The following is a 16,258-nucleotide window of genomic DNA, read 5'->3' as shown; positions in this document are numbered from 1 at the left end:
GGTACCCCGCCAGGCGTCAGAGCAGGCCGGCGCTGCGGGCGGCGGTTTCCAGGCCCTTGTAGTTCTCGGGCCGGGTCTCGAGGTAGCGGGTGGCGCGGTTGAGCTTGAGGATCTCGGCCTGCTCGGGCACGGCAGGGTTCAGGCCGATGAGGGCGGCCTTGATCTTCTCGCGCAGGGCGGCCGGCATGTCGGCATGCACCGACCAGTTGTAGTTGAAATAGCCGGGGGTGGTGTAGAACACGTCGACCGCCTTGGTGTCGACCTTGTTCTCGCCCACGAACTTGCGCCACACGGTGATGTCGAGCGCGGCGGCGTCCACCTTGCCGCTGACCACCGAGGCGATGGTGGCGTCGTGTGCGCCGCTGTAGGCGATGCGGGCGAAGTCCTTCTCGGGGTTGATGTTGGCCTGCAGCAGGAAGCTGCGCGGCATCAGGTGGCCGGAGGTGCTGCTCTGCGAGCCGAAGGACACCTGCTTGCCCTTCATGTCGGCCAGCGTCTTGATGCCCGAATCGGTCTTGGCGATGAACACCGACTGGAACTTGGTGTCTTCCTCGCGCTGGGCAATCGGGATGATCTTGCCGCCCGAGCGCAGGTTGGCCTGCACATGGGTGAAGCCGCCGAACCAGACCAGGTCGACCTTCTTGTTGACCAGCGCCTCCACGGCGGCCGGGTAGTCGCTCACCGGGGTGAACTCCACCTTCATGCCCAGCTGTTTTTCCAGGTAGGTGGCCAGCGGCGTGAACTTGCGGATCTGCTCGGTGGCAGCTTCTTCGGGGATGGTGGTCACGCGCAGGGTCTGGGCGTGCACGGTGGCGGCGGTGGCCAGCAGGGCCAGCGAGGCGAGGCTGCGGCGCAGCAGGGAGGCGAGGGTCATGGTGTTTCCAGGCAAAGGGTGAAAACTCGGGATGGGGGCGGCCGGATCAAGAGCGGCCGGGGCGTATTAGAACCGCATTGGCGACGGCCTGAAGTCCCGGGGCTTTCACCCCGGCGACGCCGCGGTCGGCACGGGCGCCGGACAATCGGCGACCGATGCGCCCATCCCTTGTCCTCGTCACGCCGGCCCTGGCCGATGCCAACAACGGCAACTGGCAGACCGCCCGGCGCTGGTCGCGCATGCTGGCGGCCGACTGGCGCGTGACCCTGGCCAAGGCCTGGGCGCCCTCTGCACCGGCCCCCGATGCCCTGCTGGCCCTGCACGCCCGGCGCTCGGCCGACAGCGTGGCCGCCTGGGCGCAGCACCACCCGGACCGCCCGCTGGTGCTGGCCCTGACCGGCACCGACCTGTACCGCGACATCGTGGTGGATGGCTCGGCCCAGGCGTCGCTGCGCGCCGCCCACCGCCTGATCGTGCTGCAGGACCAGGCCCCCCTGAGCCTGCCCCAGGGGTTGCGTGACCGCTGCCATGTGGTGCTGCAGTCGTGCACCGCCCGCCGCACCCTGCCCAAGTCGGCCGACCGCCTGCGGGTGGTGGCGGTCGGCCATCTGCGGGACGAGAAGGACCCCACCACGCTCATGGCCGCCGCGCGCCGGCTGCACCCCGACGAGGGCATCCTCATCGACCACATCGGTGCCGCCCTGGACCCGGCCCTGGGCGAGGCCGCTGCCCGCACCGTGGCCGACTGCCCGCACTACCGCTGGCTGGGAGCCCTGCCGCACGGCCGCACCCGCGACCGCATCCAGCGGGCCCACCTGCTGGTGCACCCCAGCCGCATGGAAGGCGGTGCCCACGTCATCATGGAGGCGGTGCGCAGCGGCACGCCGGTGCTGGCCTCGCGCATGGACGGCAATGTGGGCATGCTGGGCACCGGCTACAGCGGCTACTTTCCGGTGGGCGATGCGGCGGCGCTGGCCGATGCGCTGCGCGCGCTGCGCCGCAGCCAGCACGGCCCGGCCGACCTGACCCTGCGCGACCTGCAAGCACAATGCGAACTGCGGGCGCCGCTGTTCGATCCCGCCTCCGAGCGGACCGCCCTGCGGCGTGCGCTCGATTTCACCGATTCACCCCTGCTGCCTTCCGCTGGAGCCCCGACATGACCACCGCCCGCCCTGCACAACCCCGTCTCACCAGCCTCTCGCACGGCGGCGGCTGTGGCTGCAAGATCGCCCCCGGCGTGCTGAGCGAGATCCTCAAGGGCACGGCAGCCATGCCCATCCCGAAGGAGCTGCTGGTGGGCATCGAGACCGCCGACGACGCCGCGGTCTACCAGCTCAACGACGAGCAGGCGCTGATCGCCACCACCGACTTCTTCATGCCCATCGTCGACGACCCGTACGACTTCGGGCGCATCGCCGCCACCAATGCCATCAGCGATGTGTACGCCATGGGCGGCACACCCATCATGGCGCTGGCCCTGGTGGGCATGCCGATTTCGGTGCTGTCCACCGACACCATCGGCCGCATCCTGGCCGGCGGGCAGGACGTGTGCCGTGCCGCCGGCATCCCGATCGCGGGCGGCCACACCATCGATTCGGTCGAACCCATCTATGGCCTGGTCGCGCTGGGCCTGGTGCACCCCAAGCGCGTCAAGCGCAACGCCGACGCCCGCGTGGGCGACCGCCTGGTGCTGGGCAAACCGGTGGGGGTGGGCGTGCTGTCGGCCGCGCTCAAGAAGGACCGGCTCGATGCCGAGGGCTATGCCCGCATGATCGAGAACACCACCCGCCTCAACACGCCCGGCCCCGATCTGGCGGCCATGCCGGGCGTGCACGCCCTGACCGACATCACCGGCTTCGGCCTGGCCGGCCACGCACTGGAGATGGCGCGCGGCGCCAACGCCGCGGTGCACATGGACATGGCCCGCGTGCCGCTGCTGCCCGGCGTGCGTGAACTGGCGGCGGCCGGCATGGTCACCGGCGCCTCGGGCCGCAACTGGGCGGCCTACGGCCACGAGGTGCGGCTGGGTGGCGCCCTGCAGCCGGTCGATCAGGCCCTGCTGTCCGACCCGCAGACCAGCGGCGGCCTGCTGGTGTCGTGCGATGCGGCCTCGGTGGACGAGGTGCTGGCCGTCTTCCGCCGCCATGGATTTGCCGACGCGGCCGAGGTGGGCTCCATCGTCGCGGCCGACGCCGGCGGCATCCGCCTCACGGTGGAGTGAGCCATGGCCGCGCATGACGACATCCGCGTCCTGGCCTTCGACATCTTCGGCACCGTGGTCGACTGGCACGGCAGCATCGTGCGCGAGATGCGGTCGCTGCACCCGCAGGTCGATGCCGATGCCTTCGCCCTGGCCTGGCGCGCCGGCTACCAGCCCGCCATGCAGCGGGTGCGTTCGGGCCAGCAGGGCTGGACCCGCATCGACGAACTGCACCGCCAGATCCTCGACGACATCCTGCCGCGCTTCGGGCTGGCCCATCTGGACGACGCAGCGCGCGCCCACCTCAACCGCGTGTGGCACCGGCTGGATGCCTGGCCCGACAGCGTGGCCGGCCTGCACCGGCTCAAGTCGCGGTTCGTCATCACCTCGCTGTCCAACGGCAACATCGGCCTGCTCACGAACATGGCCAAGCGCGCCGGCCTGCCCTGGGACTGTGTGCTCTCGGCCGAGGTGTTCCGCGCCTACAAGCCCGATCCGCGCACCTACCTGGGCGTGGCCGAGACCTTCGATCTGGCACCTTCGCAGGTGATGCTGGTGGCCGCGCACCAGGACGATCTGGCCGCTGCGCGCGCCTGCGGCCTGGCCACGGCCTACATCGAGCGCCCGCTGGAGTTCGGCGCCGCCCACATCAAGGACGTGTCGCCCGATGCGGCCAACACGCTGCACGCGCGCGACCTGCAGCACCTGGCCGATCAGCTCGGCTGCTGAGGCCGGCGATAACGCTGCACGAAGGCCCGGTCGATCCGGTCCTTCCAGCGCCAGACCCAGCGCCCGCCCGCTGCCAGCGGCCCCCAGCTGGCCACGGCAAACCCGGTCCCGCACGACAGCAGGTTGAGCGTGTACTGGGGCGGCCAGTGCGGCTGCAGCGGTTGGCCCAGGGCGGCGCGCCGCAGGTTGTTCGCCAGCGCCGGGCCGGCACGCACCGCGTGCACGCCGCTGCGCGGGTAGACGTGATCGGCGCGGTCGGCCACATCGCCCGCCGCGAACACCTCGGGGTGGCTGGTGCTCTGCAGGAAGCGGTTGATGGCCACATGGCCTGGAGCGTCCTGGGGCCCCAGCGCCAGCCCGCTGTCCTGCAGCCACGCCGGTGCATGGCTGCCGGTGGCCAGCAGGGCCAGATGGCACACCAGCGAGCCGGCCGGGCCCATGTGCACCGCCTGCACATCCACACCGGTGCAGGCAAAGGGCAGCACCGTGATGCCCTGCCGGTGCAGTTGCCGCAGGATGCGGCGTCGCACGCTGCCCGGGTAGCCTGGCGCCACCGGGCCACCCCCGGTCAGCAGCGACAACCGGGCGCCCCGCACCCCTGCTGCGGCCAGTCCCTGGCGGGCGGCACACACCAGCTCGATGCCCGCTGCGCCACCGCCGATCACCGCCACGGACACCGCTTCGGCCGGGTCCAGCCGCAGCCGCTGCACCGCCGCCGACCAGCCATCGACCAGACCTTCGATGGGCCGCACCGGCAAGGCATGGCGCGATGCGCCGGGCATGCGGGCTTCCAGCGCGGCCGCGTCCATCACGCCGCCGGTGTCGATGGACAACAGGTCGTAGTCCCGCAGAGCGGCGGCGCCATCGGCGGCCTCGGTGATCCGCACCTGGCGCTGCTGCGCGTCGATGCCGGTGCAGCGCCCGGGCAGCCAGCGCACACCGGCCGCCTGCGCCAGCGGGGGCAGGGCGATGCGGCAGTCCTCGGCCCGGTAATGCCCGGCGATCAGGCCCGGCACCATGCCGCTGTAGGTGAGGTGAGGTGTGGGCGAGACCAGGGTGATGTCCCAGCCGACCCAGGGGCTCTTTGCCATGTCGGCCAGCACCGCCAGGTGGGCATGCCCGCCCCCCAGCAACACCAGTCGGCGCGCGGTGGTCATCGGGGGTCGTTGGCCTGCCAGCGCAGGTCGGCCACCCAGCCCAGGCTCTTGCTGCCGGTGTTGTCGCTGTCGGCCCCGATCACGATGCGGGTGATGCGCGGCAGCGGCGCGTCCGGCGACTGCTCTTCGCCGAACAGGGCCAGAAAGTCCCGTCCCAGGTCGCGCGATTCGGTGATCCAGCGGGACAGAGGCGCGCTGCGGCCCTGCAGGGTGATGAAGCGCACCCGGCGGGTGTAGGGGTTGGCCGACTGCATCGGGGCCTGGTAGGTGCTGTCCCACACGTAGCACACGGTGGCGGTGGGCAGGTCTTCGCCGCTCATGCTGCGGGCCATGCGCAGCAGCTGGCGTTCCAGAAAGGGCACCTGGTCCATGGGGTGGTCGAAGAAGGCGCACACCTTGAGCGCCGCGTCGTCACCGCCGCGGGTGAGGATGTCGGGGGCCGCCGTGCCGCCCACCAGGGGCTGATCGAGCCGCCAGCGCCAGGCCAGGCGCAGGGTGGGCATGACGCTGCCCGGCAAGGTGTGCACCAGGGTGCCGTAGGAGGCGTCGGTGCTCACCCGGATGCCGTCGTGGCCATCCACCTGGCCGGGATCGAAGGCGGTCAGCGGCACCTGGCGTTGCCGGGCGGGCAGACCCACCACGCGCCAGTCGGGCCCCAGCATGCCGGAATGGCCCAGCAGCCGGGGCAGGGGCGTGGGCAGTGCGCCGGAGGCTTCCTGCGCCTGTGCCGTCGGCACGCACTGCAGCAGCAGTGCGGTCAGCCAGATCTGGCAGGGCAGCCGGGGTATTGATCGCATCGTGGGGGCGTCCTCCTGAGCAGCGGCGGCAATGGTAACGCGAGGGGGCAGGGTATCAGCCCCGGCGCCAGGCGTGGTAGCGCTCCAGCCAGCGCAGCACGCCCCGGGGGGCATGGGCACGCCGCCATTCGCCGGCCGCGTACTTGTTGGCCTCGGACCAGGTGGGGTAGGCGTGCACCGTGCCCAGCACCCGGTTCAGACCCAGGCCGTGCTTCATCGCCAGCACGTACTCGGCCAGCAGTTCGGCCGCGTGCGAGCCCACGATGGTCACGCCCAGGATGGTGTCGCGCCCCGGCACGGTGAGCACCTTCACGAAGCCGTGGGCCTCGCTGTCGGCCAGTGCACGGTCCAGGTCGTCGATGCCGTAGCGCGTCACCTCGAAGGGCACGCCTTGTGCAGCGGCTTCCTGTTCGTTCAGGCCGACGCGGGCCACTTCGGGCTCGATGAACACCGCCGCCGGCATGACCCGTGCATCCACCCGGAACCTTCGCAGATGCCCGAACAGCGCATTCACTGCGGCGTACCAGGCCTGGTGCGCAGCCGCGTGGGTGAGCTGCCAGCGCCCGGTCACGTCGCCCACCGCCAGGATGTGGGGGATGCGGGTCTGCAGATGGTCGTCGGTCTCCAGCACGCGGCCGTCGGCCAGGCCCAGGGCTTCCAGGCCAAAGCCCTGCAGCCGCGCCTGCCGGCCCACAGCGCACAGCAGCAGGTCGAACGGCAGTTCCCGCACCGGGCCATCGCCCTGCACCTGCAGCCAGCGCTGGCCGTCGCGCTCCACCACGCCCAGGGCACGGTGGTCGGTGAGCACCTGCACGCCGTCCCGGGCCAGCGCGGCCCGGGCCTGCTCGGACACGTCGGCGTCTTCCTTGAGCAGCAGGCGCGGGGCCTGTTCCACCAGCGTCACCCCGGCGTCCAGGCGGGCCAGGGCCTGCGACAGCTCGCAGCCGATGGGACCACCGCCCAGCACCAGCAGCCGGCGCGGCGGGGCGTCCAGCCGCTCCAGCGCGTTCCACAGGGTCTCGCTGGTCACGCAGTGCTCGCGCAGGCCGGGCAGGTCGGGCACCACGGGTGCAGCGCCGGTGGCGATCACGATGCTGCGGGCGGTGAGCCGCTGGCTGCCACCGCCATGGAGCGCCACCTCCACGGTCCAGGGGTCGACCAGCTGCGCCCGGCCCTGCAGCACTTCCACGCCCAGGCCGCTGTAGCGCGCCACGCTGTCGTGCGGTTCGATGGACCGGATCACCGAGCGCACCCGGGCCATCACCTCGCGCCAGGGCACGGCAGGCTGCACCGGCTGCAGACCCCAGCGGTCGGCGTGGCGCATCTGGTGCGCCAGCTTCGCGCTGCGGATGAGGGCCTTGCTGGGCACGCAGCCGGTGTTGAGGCAGTCACCGCCCATGGCATGGGCCTCGATCAGCGTGACACTGGCCTTCACCGTGGCGCCGATGTAGGCCGTGACCAGGCCGCCCGCACCGGCGCCGATCACGATCAGGTTGCGATCAAAACGTGTCGGGCGCTGGTCGGCCCAGGGCGAGAGCACCCGCTGCCGGCGCAGCAGGCCCATGCCCCAGCGCGCCAGCCAAGGAAAGACGCCCAGCAGCACCAGCGAGCCCAGCAGCGCCGGGCTCAGCACGTCGCGCAACGAGCCGATGGTCGCCAGCTGCGTGCCGGCATTCACGTACACCAGCGTGCCGGGCAGCATGCCGATCTGGCTGACCGCATAGAAGGTGCCCGCCCGCATGCGGGTCAGGCCCATGAGCAGGTTGATCAGGAAGAACGGCACCACCGGGATCAGCCGCAGGCTCAGCAGGTAGAAGGCGCCGTCGCGTTCGATGCCGCGCTCGATCTCGGCCAGGCGCTGGCCGAAGCGGGCCTGCACCGCGTCGCGCAGCAGGAAGCGCGACGCCAGGAAGGCCAGCGTGGCGCCCAGCGTGGACGCAAACGACACGATCAGCACGCCCCACCACAGGCCGAACAGCGCGCCGCCGGCCAGCGTGATCACGGTGGCCCCGGGCACCGACAGGGCGGTGGCCGCCACGTACACCGCAAAGTAGGCGGCCGCCAGGCCCAGCGGGTGCTGGCTGCGCAGGGCTTCGAGCTGACCCTGCGCCTCCTTGAGGGCCTGCAGGTTCAGGAAGCGGCCGAGATCGGCCCACACGAAGAGCACCACGGCGCCCAGCACCACCAGCAGCAGACCGGCTTTTTTCAGATTCACGACAATGGCCTCCGGATCGACGAAAACAGTTGGTCGTGCGCTGTACGGGTTTCTTGCATCGCGCGACCTTACACGCCCCCGCAGGCGCCATGCCCAAAACCCCCTCAGCCGCCCCTGCATCCGACGCCACCCGCTCTGCCTTGTGCCAGCACCTGCGCCAGGCGCTGGTTGCCGCCGGCTCCCCTTGGGCCCACGAGTCACTGATGCCCTTGCCCGACACCGGTCTGGCGCACGACCACATCCGCCTGGGTGATTCGGGCTGGCTGGCCCGCGTGCCCAAACAAAGCCAGCTGGATCTGCCGGCCCTGGCCAACCTGCGTTACCAGCAGGCCTGCTTCGAGCGGGCCTCGGCCAGCGGCCATGCGCCGCGCCTGCACAGCGTGCTGCCGCCGGACGATGGGCTGCCCCGGGGCGCCTTGCTGGTGGAGTGCATCCAGGGCCGGCCCGCCCGCCTGCCGCAGGACCTGCCGGCGCTGGCCCGCGCCCTGGCTGCGCTGCACATGCTGCCACTGCCCCCGGTGGCGGACCGACCGCCGCTGCGGGCACCCGCCGATCCCCTGGCTGACCTGGCCGCCGAGATCGGCCGGCAGGCCCTGCACCTGACCGACGCGGCCCTGGCGCCTGCCACCCTGCAGGCCATCCAGACCGAGCTCGTGGCGCTGGACGCCCTGGTGGCCCGCCCCGAGCGGCCGCCGGTCACGCTGGTGGCCTTCGATGCCCATCCGGGCAACTTCCTCATCCGCCCGGATGGCCAGGCCGTGCTGGTCGATCTGGAGAAGTGCCGCTACAGCCACCCCGGCCTGGACCTGGCCCATGCCACCCTCTACACCTCCACCACCTGGGACCTGCACAGCCATGCGGTGCTCACACCCGCGCAGGAGGCCGGGTTCCTGAGCGCCTGGGCGCAACACGTCGGGCACAACACCGCACACAACACTGCACGTCTGGCCGAGGCCTGCGCGGTCTGGCAGGTGCCGCTGCGCCGGGCCATGTGGCTGTGGTCGGTGACCTGGTGCGCCAAGTGGCACGCCACCTCGGGCCGCCCGCCGGTGGCCGACGGCGAGGACTGGTCGCAGCAGCGCAGCGATCCGGTCCTGGTGGCCCATGTGCGCGACCGGGTGGACCACTACCTGGACCCGGCCACGGTGCAGCGGGTGCGCGAGGGTTTTGATGCACTCCAGCGGACGTGGGAGAGCAGGGCATGACCCGATGCCCCTCGCTGTCCATCGTCGTGCCGGTGCTGGACGAGGCCGCCACGCTGGTGGCCCGGCTGCAGGCACTGGCACCGCTGCGCCAGCGCGGCGTGGAGGTGCTGGTGGTCGACGGCGGCAGCCGCGACGGCACGCCGGCCCTGGCCCGGCCCTGGGCCGATGCGGTACTGCAGGCGCCGCGTGGCCGGGCCGCGCAGATGAATGCCGGTGCCGACGCCGCGCGTGGTGCGGTGCTGCTCTTCCTGCATGCCGACACCAGCCTGCCGCCCGATGCCGATGCGGTGGTGATGCAGGCCCTGGCGGCCGGTGCCCGCTGGGGCCGTTTCGATGTGCGCATCCAGGGCCGCCACCCGCTGCTGCCGCTGGTGGCCGCGCTCATGAACCTTCGCTCGCGCTGGAGCGGCATGGCCACTGGCGACCAGGCCCTGTTCGTGCAGCGCCGCCTGTTCCTGGCGGTGGGCGGCTTTGCCCCGCTGCCGCTGATGGAGGACCTGGACCTCAGCCGCCGCCTGCGGGCCATCGCCCCGCCGGCCTGCCTGCGCCAGACGGTGCAGACCGACGGCCGCCGCTGGGACCGCCATGGTCTGTGGCGCACCGTGGGGCTCATGTGGCGCCTGCGCGCCGCCTGGGCGCTGGGGGCCGATGCGGCCGATCTGGCCCGCCGCTACGGTTACCGCCCCCGCGCCGGTGCGGCGGTGGCGGTGCTGGCCAAGGCGCCGGTGCCCGGCCTGGCCAAGACCCGGCTGGCGCCGCTGCTGGGGGATGCCGGTGCCGCCCGGGCGCAGCGCGCCCTGCTGCGCCAGACCCTGCACACGGTGCGCGCCGCCTCCCTGGGGCCGCTCACCCTGTGGTGCGCGCCCGATGTTGCACACCGGCACTTCCAGGCCTGGCAGCAGCACCGAGGTGTGCAGCTCATGCCCCAGCCCGAGGGCGATCTGGGCCGGCGCATGCACGCGGTGGTGCAGCACCACTTCGCCGTCCATGCCGGCCCGCTGATCCTGCTGGGCACCGACTGCCCGGCGCTCACGCCCGAGCACCTGCAGCAGGTGGCCGATGCCCTGCAGACGCACGACGCCGCCCTGCTGCCCGCCGAGGACGGCGGCTATGTGCTGCTGGGCCTGCGCCGCCCGGCAACCGGCGTGTTCGACGGCGTGGCCTGGAGCACGGCGGCCGTGGCCGGGCAGACGCGCCAGCGGCTGCAGGCGGCCGGTCTGTCGCTGTGGGAAGGCCCGGTGTTGTGGGACGTGGACCAGCCCGAGGACTGGCGAAGATGGCAGCAGTGGCAGCGGCGTGAGCGCATGCCGTCCCCGGCGGACGGTCAGGACGCGCCCAGCTGAACCCGACGTGCGGGGTCGGCCACGTCGGCCTCGTCGTGCGTGACCAGCACCGCCGGAATGCCGCGCTGGCGGATGTGATCGAACACGAAGGCGCGGAACTGCGCCCGCAGTGCGGTGTCCAGCCGCGAAAAGGGTTCGTCCAGCAGCAGCGCGCGCGGGCGGGCCAGCAGTGCGCGCATGAGTGCCACCCGCGAGCGTTGCCCGCCGGACAGCGAGGCCGGGTCGCGCGCGCCCATGCCGTGCAGCCCGGCCTCGGCCAGCGCCGCATCCACCTGGGCGCGGCGTTCGGCCGGCGGGCCGGGCGGCACCGCGAACAGCAGGTTCTCGGCCACGGTCATGTGGGCGAACAGCAGATCGTCCTGGAACAGCAGGCCCACGCCGCGCCGCTCGGTGGGCCAGTCGGTGATGTCCTGGCCGTCCAGCGTCACCCGGCCCTCGAACTGAAGCCCCGCCGGCAAGGTGCCGGCCACGGCCGCCAGCAGCGAACTCTTGCCGCAGCCACTGGGCCCCATCAGCGTGAGCACTTCCCCGGGCGGCACGGCCAGGTCCAGAGCGGCCAGCAAAGTCTGCCGCGGGGTGCCCAGGCGGGTGATCTGCAGCTGCAGGCTCATGCGCTTCCCGGTGCGGCAAAACGGCGGGGCCGGCCCACCCAGGCGGCCAGGGCAAAGGCGGCCACCGGCAGCAGCCACTGCAGGCCGGCAAAGGCGCCCAGCAGCGAACGCTGGCCACCGGCGGCCAGGGTCACGGCCTCGGTGGTCACGGTGTTCAGGCGGCCGGCGCCCAGGTAGAGCGTGGGCAGGTACTGCGCCACGCTGACCGCAAAACCCACCGCCAGCGACGCGGCCAGCGACCGCCGCAGCAGCGGCCACTTCACCCGCCACAGAAAGGCCCAGCGCCCGTGGCCCAGGCTGGCACACACCTGCGCATGCCGCGCATCGAAACCCTGGTAGGCCGGGCTGAGCGACAGCAGCACATAGGGCAGGACCATCAGGGTGTGGGCCAGCAGCAGGCCGGTGGCGGTGGCCTCCAGCCGCAGGCCCAGCCCCAGGCGGTACAGGCCCACCACCCACAGCACGCCCGGCAGCACCAGCGAGGCATACAGCAGCGGCCTGGCCAGGCGGTCCCAATCGGGCGGGGCGGCTTCCAGCCAGGCCACGCTCCAGGCCAGCGCCAGGGCGCTGCTGGCCAGCGCGAGCCAGAAGGTGGTGCTCAGTGTGGCGCTGCTGTCGGCCACGGTGCGCCAGGCGTCCAGGCTCCACAGCTGCGGCCACAGGTCGGGGAAGGGCCACACGCCGCTGACACTGCCCAGGGCCAGCAGGGCCAGCACCACGCCGTACAGACCCACCATCGCCACCCCTGCCACCAGACCCGCCCGTGCCCGCACGCCGTGCAGCGCGGCCACCGGGCCTGTCCGTGGCGAGGCGCCCCGCTGCCCGTGGCCCGGCGCGGGCCGGCGCATCAGCACGCGGTCGGCCAGCGCGGCGCAGACGGCCACCAGCGCCACCAGCACCATGCCGGCCGCCGCCCCGCGCGACTGCACCAGGGCATCGGCATCGAGCAGCCACTGCCAGGCCTGCATGGCCAGGGTGGGTGGCGAGGCCGGGCCGATGACCAGCGCCATGTCGACCACCGTCAGGCCATAGGCCAGCACCGCCAGCAGCGGCCAGCGAAGGCGGCGTGCCAGCTGCGGCCACACCACGCGCCGGAAGGCCGTGCCGCTGCCATAGCCCAGGGTCAGGGCCAGGGCGTGTTCGGACTGCCAGCGGCGCAGCACGTCGTCGCGCTGCAGCTGGGTGGCGGCGGTCCAGAGCAGGAAGGGCACCTCCTTGACCACCAGCGCCAGCACCAGGCCCAGGCCCCAGGGGTCCTGGGTGGTGGTCCAGGCCGGGGGCTGGTCCCAGCCGGCCAGCGGGGCCAGCAGGCGCAGCAACCAGCCGCTGGGCGCCAGCAGGAACACCAGCCCGATGGCCATGGCCGCGTGCGGCGTGGCCAGCATGGCCGGCACCGGGCGCAGCAGGCGGGCCAGCTGCCCGGTCACGAAGGCCTGCTGCAGCAGCCGGGCGCTGATCCACCAGGCCAGGGCGGTGGACGCCAGGCCGGTGAACAGGGTCAGGGCCACCGAGCGGTCCAGGCCGGGCTGGCTCAGCAGGTCGCGCCAGCCGGCGGCGTCCAGGCCGGCCTGCAGGGCCAGCACGGCCACCGTGGCGGTGGGCAGCCCGGCGAGCAGCAGCAGGGCAGTGGCCAGCGGTCGGTGGTTCAACGCGGTGCGAGAGGAAAGGACGGGACCATCAACCCACGTGGCGGCGGGCCCATTCCCGCTCCAGCGGGTCGACCCAGGACGCGTGCGGCTCCGGCAGCGTGGGCGCCGGCGCCTTCACCTGCCCGGGCAGCGGGCGGCTGCCGAACAGGGCGCGTTCGGGGGCGCCGAGCTTGCCCAGGTCGAGCACCGTGGGGTCGCCCCAGTGGGCGATGTCGGCCTTGCGGGCCTGGGCCGCCGGCGAGAGCAGGAAGTTGGCCACCACCTGGGCGGCGGGCGCGCTGCGGGCGTTGTAGGGGATGGCCACGAAGTGGGTGTTGCCGATGGTGCCCTTGTCGAACTGCCAGCTGATCACCGTGGGCGGCAGGCGGCGCGCGGCGATCTCGTTGGCGGCCTCGTTGGGGTTGAAGGTGATCGCCAGCAGCAGTTCGCCGTCGGCCATCATCTGGCGCACCGCCGCGGCGTTCTGCGGAAACTGCCGGCCCTGGCGCCACAGGTGCGGCCGCAGGGCTTCGAGGTACTTCCACAGCGGCGCGGTCTGGCTGGCCAGGGCGGCGTCGGTGACCGGGCGGGCCAGCAGGCCGGGCTCGGGCGCGAGCTCGACCAGGGCCTGCTTGACGAAGGTGGTGCCATGAAAGTCGGGCAGGCGCGGGTAGGTGATGCGCCCGGGCTGGCTGCGCGCCAGCGCCAGCAGCGCCTGCATGCTGCGTGGCGGGTCGCTCAGGCGGCGGCTGTCGGCCATGAGCGTGAACTGCGCCATGCCCCAGGGCGATTCCATGCCGTCGGTGGGCACCGAGAAATCGTTGCGGGTGGTGGGTTTGCCGGCCACGTCCACCAGCCGGAAGTTCGGCAGGTTCTCGGCCCAGGGGCCGAACAGCAGGCCCTCGCGCTTCATGGCCGCAAAGTTCTCGCCATTGATCCACACCAGGTCGACCGTGCCTTCGCCCAGCGCGCGGCCGGCGGCCTTCTCGGCCCGCACCCGCTGCACCACGTCGGCGGTGTCGTTGATCTTGACGTGCTGCAGCTCGATGCCGAACTGCGCCTTGACCTGCGTGGCCACCCACTGGATGTAGGCATTGGTCTGGGCGCTGCCGGCCCAGGCGTTCCAGAACACGGTCTGGCCGCGTGCGCTGCGTTCGACAGCGGCCCAGGCATCGGCCGTGGTCTGGGCCCGTGGCTGGCCCAGCCAGAGGGCGGCGGGTGCGGCGGTGAGGCCCAGCACGAGCTGGCGGCGGCGCGGAAGCGGTGGGGTCTGGCTCACGCAGGATCTCCTGATAACGGGCCTGCCAGCTTAATTCATGCCCGGCGGCCTTGCAGGCGCAGCCATGGCCTCACCCCGGCGCCGAAGGGATGTCCTCAGCCGGTCCACCGACCAGCTTCCCGGGCCCGACAGCGCCAGGGCGGCCAGCAGGGCGCCCCATGTGAGGTGCTGCTGCCACGCGGCCGGCGCGATGTCGGGCAGGCTGATGGCTGCCACCGCATTGACCACGCTCAGACCCAACGCGGCGAAGCGGCCACCCAGTCCCAACACCAGCAGCACCGGCAGCACCAGCTCGCCGGTCGTGCCCGACACGGCCGCCCAGGCCGGCGGCAGCAGGGGCACCTGGTATTCCTCGGTGAACAGCAGCAGGGTGGTGTCCCAGTCGCGGATCTTGGTGAGTCCGGCCAGGAAGAACACCTGCGCCAGGTACAGGCGGGCGGCCAGCGCACCGGCGGGCTGCAGGGTCTGCAGGGCGTGCTCGATGGCACACCAGGTCCGTTGGAGGGGCATGGCGATTCGGTTCATGGCGTGACTCCGGTGATGCGGCCGGTCTGCACGGCGTGCAGCAGCCAGTCCGCGAGGGGGAAGGGGGCTGCGTCGGCCTCGGCAGCCGCTGTCAGGGCCATGCCCAGCGGACGGCCCCTCAGCAGCGCGGTGGTGAAGGCGGCCTCGGCGGCGCCGATGGTGGTCACGGTGGTGCGCCAGCCTTCCCGAGCCACCCGTGCATGCCGCAGCGTGGGTTGTCCCGGGCGGTGCAGGGCGGTGACCAGCTGCTCCAGCGGCGGCTGACCGGTCAGGTGGTGCAGGATCAGGTCCGCCACCGGCCAGGGGCTGGCGAACACGGCCGTGCCCGCCGAGCAGTGCAGGCGCAGGGTGTCGGCGTCGTCGCCCTGCAGCAGGGCCAGGCTGGGCCAGTCGGTGGTGGCATCGGCAGCATCGGCAGCGCGGTGCATGGCCCATTCCACCCGCGCCACGTCGGGCAGGTAAGGCACCGACCGCCAAGCCTCACCCTCGGCCAGCCAGGCGGGCAGGGCATCGCCCCACTGCCCGATGTCGCCCGCTTGCGGCGGGTGGGCGTGCCACAGCGCGCGGGCCACCGACTGCATGGCCTCGGTACCGATGAGCTGTGTCACCACCGGGTAGGCAGCCGCCAGGGCCTGTTCGGCCAGGTGGTGGCCGTGCGCCCGGTAGGCCATGAGGCCCCGTTCGGCGCCCGCGTGCAGCAGGGGCATCAGGGCCTCGTCGGCCTGCCGGCGCCGGGCACCGGCCGGATGCGCCAGCAGTGCCTGCACCAGCAGGCCCTGTTCATGGGCCAGTGTGTTCATGCGGCCACCTCGGTGTGCAGGCGGCGGGTCTCCGCCAGGCTGTTCTGGATGCGTTCAGCCTGTGCGGCCTGGCCCATGAGCACCTCCAAGGCCGGCAGGTCGGTATCCCATTCGATCAGCGTGAGGGTGGGGCCCAGTCGCTGCAGCGCATGGCGGTAGAGCGACCACACCGGCCCGGACACCGGGCTGCCGTGGTCGTCGATGACGATGTCGCCCAGGTCGGCATGCCCGGCCAGGTGGATCTCGGACACGGTGCCGGGCTGCAGGCGGTCCACCCAGGCCTGCGCCGACCGGGCGGCGTCCTCGCACCGGCCCTGGCGCTGATCGTTCAGCGCGTTGACCATCAGGTTGTTCACGTCCAGCAGCAGGGTGCAGCCGGTGCGCCGGGTCAGTTCGCCCAGGAACGTGGGCTCGTCCATCTCGTCGCTGCGCCAGCGCACATAGGCCGACAGGTTCTCCACGCCAATCGGCCGGCGCAGACGGTCCTGCACCTGCTGCACGTTGGCGCACATCACTTCCAGGGCCTCGCGGGTGCAGGGCGAGGGCAGCAGGTCGGCCGCGTGCACGAAACCCCCGGTGGGCCACCCGCTGCGGGCGAAGCTGGCGTGATCGCTCACCCGCAGCGGATCGACCGCCTGCACCAGCTCGGCGAGCTGGTGCAGATGGTCGGGGTCGATGCCGGCTGCGGCTCCCAGCGACAGACCCACCCCATGCAGGCTGACCGCATGGTCTTTGCGTGCGGCCAGCAGACTGGCCCGTGCGGCGCCGCCAGGGGCAAAGTGGTTTTCGCTGTGCACCTCGATGAAGGCCGGCGCCACCGGGCTGTCGAACAAGGCGTGCCGGTGCGGATGCCGCCAGCCGATGCCGCAGTGCTGGAGCGCGGGCCGGCTCATGG

Annotated in this window: 15 protein-coding genes; 5 read left to right on the top strand and 10 right to left on the bottom strand. The window is 72.5% G+C overall.

Going from position 1 to position 16,258, the window contains the following annotated elements:
• Positions 1 to 16: 16 nt before the first annotated feature.
• A complete protein-coding gene (locus WD026_RS07435) occupies positions 17 to 874 on the bottom strand; it encodes a putative selenate ABC transporter substrate-binding protein (RefSeq protein ID WP_425722980.1) in 858 nt (285 codons plus the stop codon).
• Positions 875 to 1,029: 155 nt separating this feature from the next.
• On the opposite strand from WD026_RS07435, the gene senB reads away from it, so the two are divergent.
• From senB to WD026_RS07420, 3 genes are read left to right on the top strand one after another with little or no spacing between them, the layout of a single operon-like run.
• Entirely contained in the window at positions 1,030 to 2,034 is a 1,005-nt protein-coding gene (gene senB / locus WD026_RS07430; protein WP_425722979.1) for a selenoneine biosynthesis selenosugar synthase SenB, read from the top strand.
• A complete protein-coding gene (gene selD, locus WD026_RS07425; protein WP_425722978.1) occupies positions 2,031 to 3,095 on the top strand; it encodes a selenide, water dikinase SelD in 1,065 nt (354 codons plus the stop codon). The genes senB and selD overlap by 4 nt, the downstream gene beginning before the upstream one ends.
• Before the next feature lie 3 nt (positions 3,096 to 3,098).
• Positions 3,099 to 3,803: a haloacid dehalogenase type II gene (locus WD026_RS07420; RefSeq protein WP_425722977.1), complete on the top strand. Its 705-nt coding sequence runs from the start codon at positions 3,099 to 3,101 to the stop codon at positions 3,801 to 3,803.
• On the opposite strand, the gene WD026_RS07415 is transcribed toward WD026_RS07420, so the two are convergent.
• The 3 genes from WD026_RS07415 to WD026_RS07405 are packed head-to-tail and all read right to left on the bottom strand — an operon-like array spanning position 3,788 to position 7,972.
• A complete protein-coding gene (locus WD026_RS07415; protein WP_425722976.1) occupies positions 3,788 to 4,960 on the bottom strand; it encodes an FAD-dependent oxidoreductase in 1,173 nt (390 codons plus the stop codon). The genes WD026_RS07420 and WD026_RS07415 overlap by 16 nt on opposite strands.
• The gene (locus tag WD026_RS07410) at positions 4,957 to 5,757 is read right to left on the bottom strand and encodes a DUF3047 domain-containing protein (protein ID WP_425722975.1); all 801 of its coding nucleotides are present in this window, start codon (positions 5,755 to 5,757) and stop codon (positions 4,957 to 4,959) included. The genes WD026_RS07415 and WD026_RS07410 overlap by 4 nt, the downstream gene beginning before the upstream one ends.
• Positions 5,758 to 5,812: 55 nt before the next feature.
• Positions 5,813 to 7,972 carry an FAD-dependent oxidoreductase gene (locus WD026_RS07405; RefSeq protein ID WP_425722974.1) on the bottom strand — a complete coding sequence of 720 codons (2,160 nt, stop codon included), beginning with the start codon at positions 7,970 to 7,972 and terminating at the stop codon, positions 5,813 to 5,815.
• 89 nt (positions 7,973 to 8,061) lie between these two features.
• Here WD026_RS07405 and WD026_RS07400 point away from each other — a divergent pair, with 89 nt between their 5' ends.
• A complete protein-coding gene (locus WD026_RS07400; RefSeq protein WP_425722973.1) occupies positions 8,062 to 9,177 on the top strand; it encodes a phosphotransferase family protein in 1,116 nt (371 codons plus the stop codon).
• Positions 9,174 to 10,520 (top strand): TIGR04283 family arsenosugar biosynthesis glycosyltransferase, encoded by a 1,347-nt coding sequence (locus tag WD026_RS07395; protein WP_425722972.1) that lies wholly within the window; start codon positions 9,174 to 9,176, stop codon positions 10,518 to 10,520. Before WD026_RS07400 ends, WD026_RS07395 begins: the two co-directional genes overlap by 4 nt.
• Here the strand turns inward: WD026_RS07395 and WD026_RS07390 are convergent.
• From WD026_RS07390 to WD026_RS07365, 6 genes are read right to left on the bottom strand one after another with little or no spacing between them, the layout of a single operon-like run.
• Positions 10,502 to 11,131, bottom strand: a complete 630-nt coding sequence (locus WD026_RS07390) for an ATP-binding cassette domain-containing protein (RefSeq protein ID WP_425722971.1) — start codon at positions 11,129 to 11,131, stop codon at positions 10,502 to 10,504. The two genes, WD026_RS07395 and WD026_RS07390, sit on opposite strands and share 19 nt — an antisense overlap.
• Positions 11,128 to 12,780 carry an ABC transporter permease gene (locus WD026_RS07385; RefSeq protein WP_425722970.1) on the bottom strand — a complete coding sequence of 551 codons (1,653 nt, stop codon included), beginning with the start codon at positions 12,778 to 12,780 and terminating at the stop codon, positions 11,128 to 11,130. The genes WD026_RS07390 and WD026_RS07385 overlap by 4 nt, the downstream gene beginning before the upstream one ends.
• Positions 12,781 to 12,808: 28 nt before the next feature.
• Positions 12,809 to 14,038 (bottom strand): ABC transporter substrate-binding protein, encoded by a 1,230-nt coding sequence (locus WD026_RS07380; RefSeq protein WP_425722969.1) that lies wholly within the window; start codon positions 14,036 to 14,038, stop codon positions 12,809 to 12,811.
• Between the two features lie 30 nt (positions 14,039 to 14,068).
• Positions 14,069 to 14,563: a DoxX family protein gene (locus tag WD026_RS07375; protein ID WP_425722968.1), complete on the bottom strand. Its 495-nt coding sequence runs from the start codon at positions 14,561 to 14,563 to the stop codon at positions 14,069 to 14,071.
• On the bottom strand, positions 14,560 to 15,363 hold the full coding sequence (locus WD026_RS07370) for a putative DNA-binding domain-containing protein (protein WP_425722967.1): 804 nt from the start codon (positions 15,361 to 15,363) through the stop codon (positions 14,560 to 14,562). Before WD026_RS07370 ends, WD026_RS07375 begins: the two co-directional genes overlap by 4 nt.
• A complete protein-coding gene (locus WD026_RS07365; RefSeq protein WP_425722966.1) occupies positions 15,360 to 16,256 on the bottom strand; it encodes a DUF692 domain-containing protein in 897 nt (298 codons plus the stop codon). Before WD026_RS07365 ends, WD026_RS07370 begins: the two co-directional genes overlap by 4 nt.
• Between the last annotated feature and the right edge of the window lie 2 nt (positions 16,257 to 16,258).

Source organism: Hydrogenophaga sp. R2 (assembly GCF_049843595.1).
Classification (GTDB): Bacteria; Pseudomonadota; Gammaproteobacteria; order Burkholderiales; family Burkholderiaceae_C; genus Hydrogenophaga.
The sequence above is the reverse complement of the archived record's forward strand: the minus strand, read 5'-3'. Positions and strand labels throughout refer to the sequence as shown.

Excerpts from the sequence above, each read along its gene's own strand:
- WD026_RS07435 (WP_425722980.1), bottom strand. The coding sequence starts at position 874 with ATGACCCTCGCCTCCCTGCTGCGCCGCAGCCTCGCCTCGCTGGCCCTG.
- senB (WP_425722979.1), top strand. The coding sequence starts at position 1,030 with ATGCGCCCATCCCTTGTCCTCGTCACGCCGGCCCTGGCCGATGCCAAC.
- selD (WP_425722978.1), top strand. The coding sequence starts at position 2,031 with ATGACCACCGCCCGCCCTGCACAACCCCGTCTCACCAGCCTCTCGCAC.
- WD026_RS07420 (WP_425722977.1), top strand. The coding sequence starts at position 3,099 with ATGGCCGCGCATGACGACATCCGCGTCCTGGCCTTCGACATCTTCGGC.
- WD026_RS07415 (WP_425722976.1), bottom strand. The coding sequence starts at position 4,960 with ATGACCACCGCGCGCCGACTGGTGTTGCTGGGGGGCGGGCATGCCCAC.
- WD026_RS07410 (WP_425722975.1), bottom strand. The coding sequence starts at position 5,757 with ATGCGATCAATACCCCGGCTGCCCTGCCAGATCTGGCTGACCGCACTG.
- WD026_RS07400 (WP_425722973.1), top strand. The coding sequence starts at position 8,062 with ATGCCCAAAACCCCCTCAGCCGCCCCTGCATCCGACGCCACCCGCTCT.
- WD026_RS07395 (WP_425722972.1), top strand. The coding sequence starts at position 9,174 with ATGACCCGATGCCCCTCGCTGTCCATCGTCGTGCCGGTGCTGGACGAG.
- WD026_RS07390 (WP_425722971.1), bottom strand. The coding sequence starts at position 11,131 with ATGAGCCTGCAGCTGCAGATCACCCGCCTGGGCACCCCGCGGCAGACT.
- WD026_RS07375 (WP_425722968.1), bottom strand. The coding sequence starts at position 14,563 with ATGAACCGAATCGCCATGCCCCTCCAACGGACCTGGTGTGCCATCGAG.
- WD026_RS07370 (WP_425722967.1), bottom strand. The coding sequence starts at position 15,363 with ATGAACACACTGGCCCATGAACAGGGCCTGCTGGTGCAGGCACTGCTG.
- WD026_RS07365 (WP_425722966.1), bottom strand. The coding sequence starts at position 16,256 with ATGAGCCGGCCCGCGCTCCAGCACTGCGGCATCGGCTGGCGGCATCCG.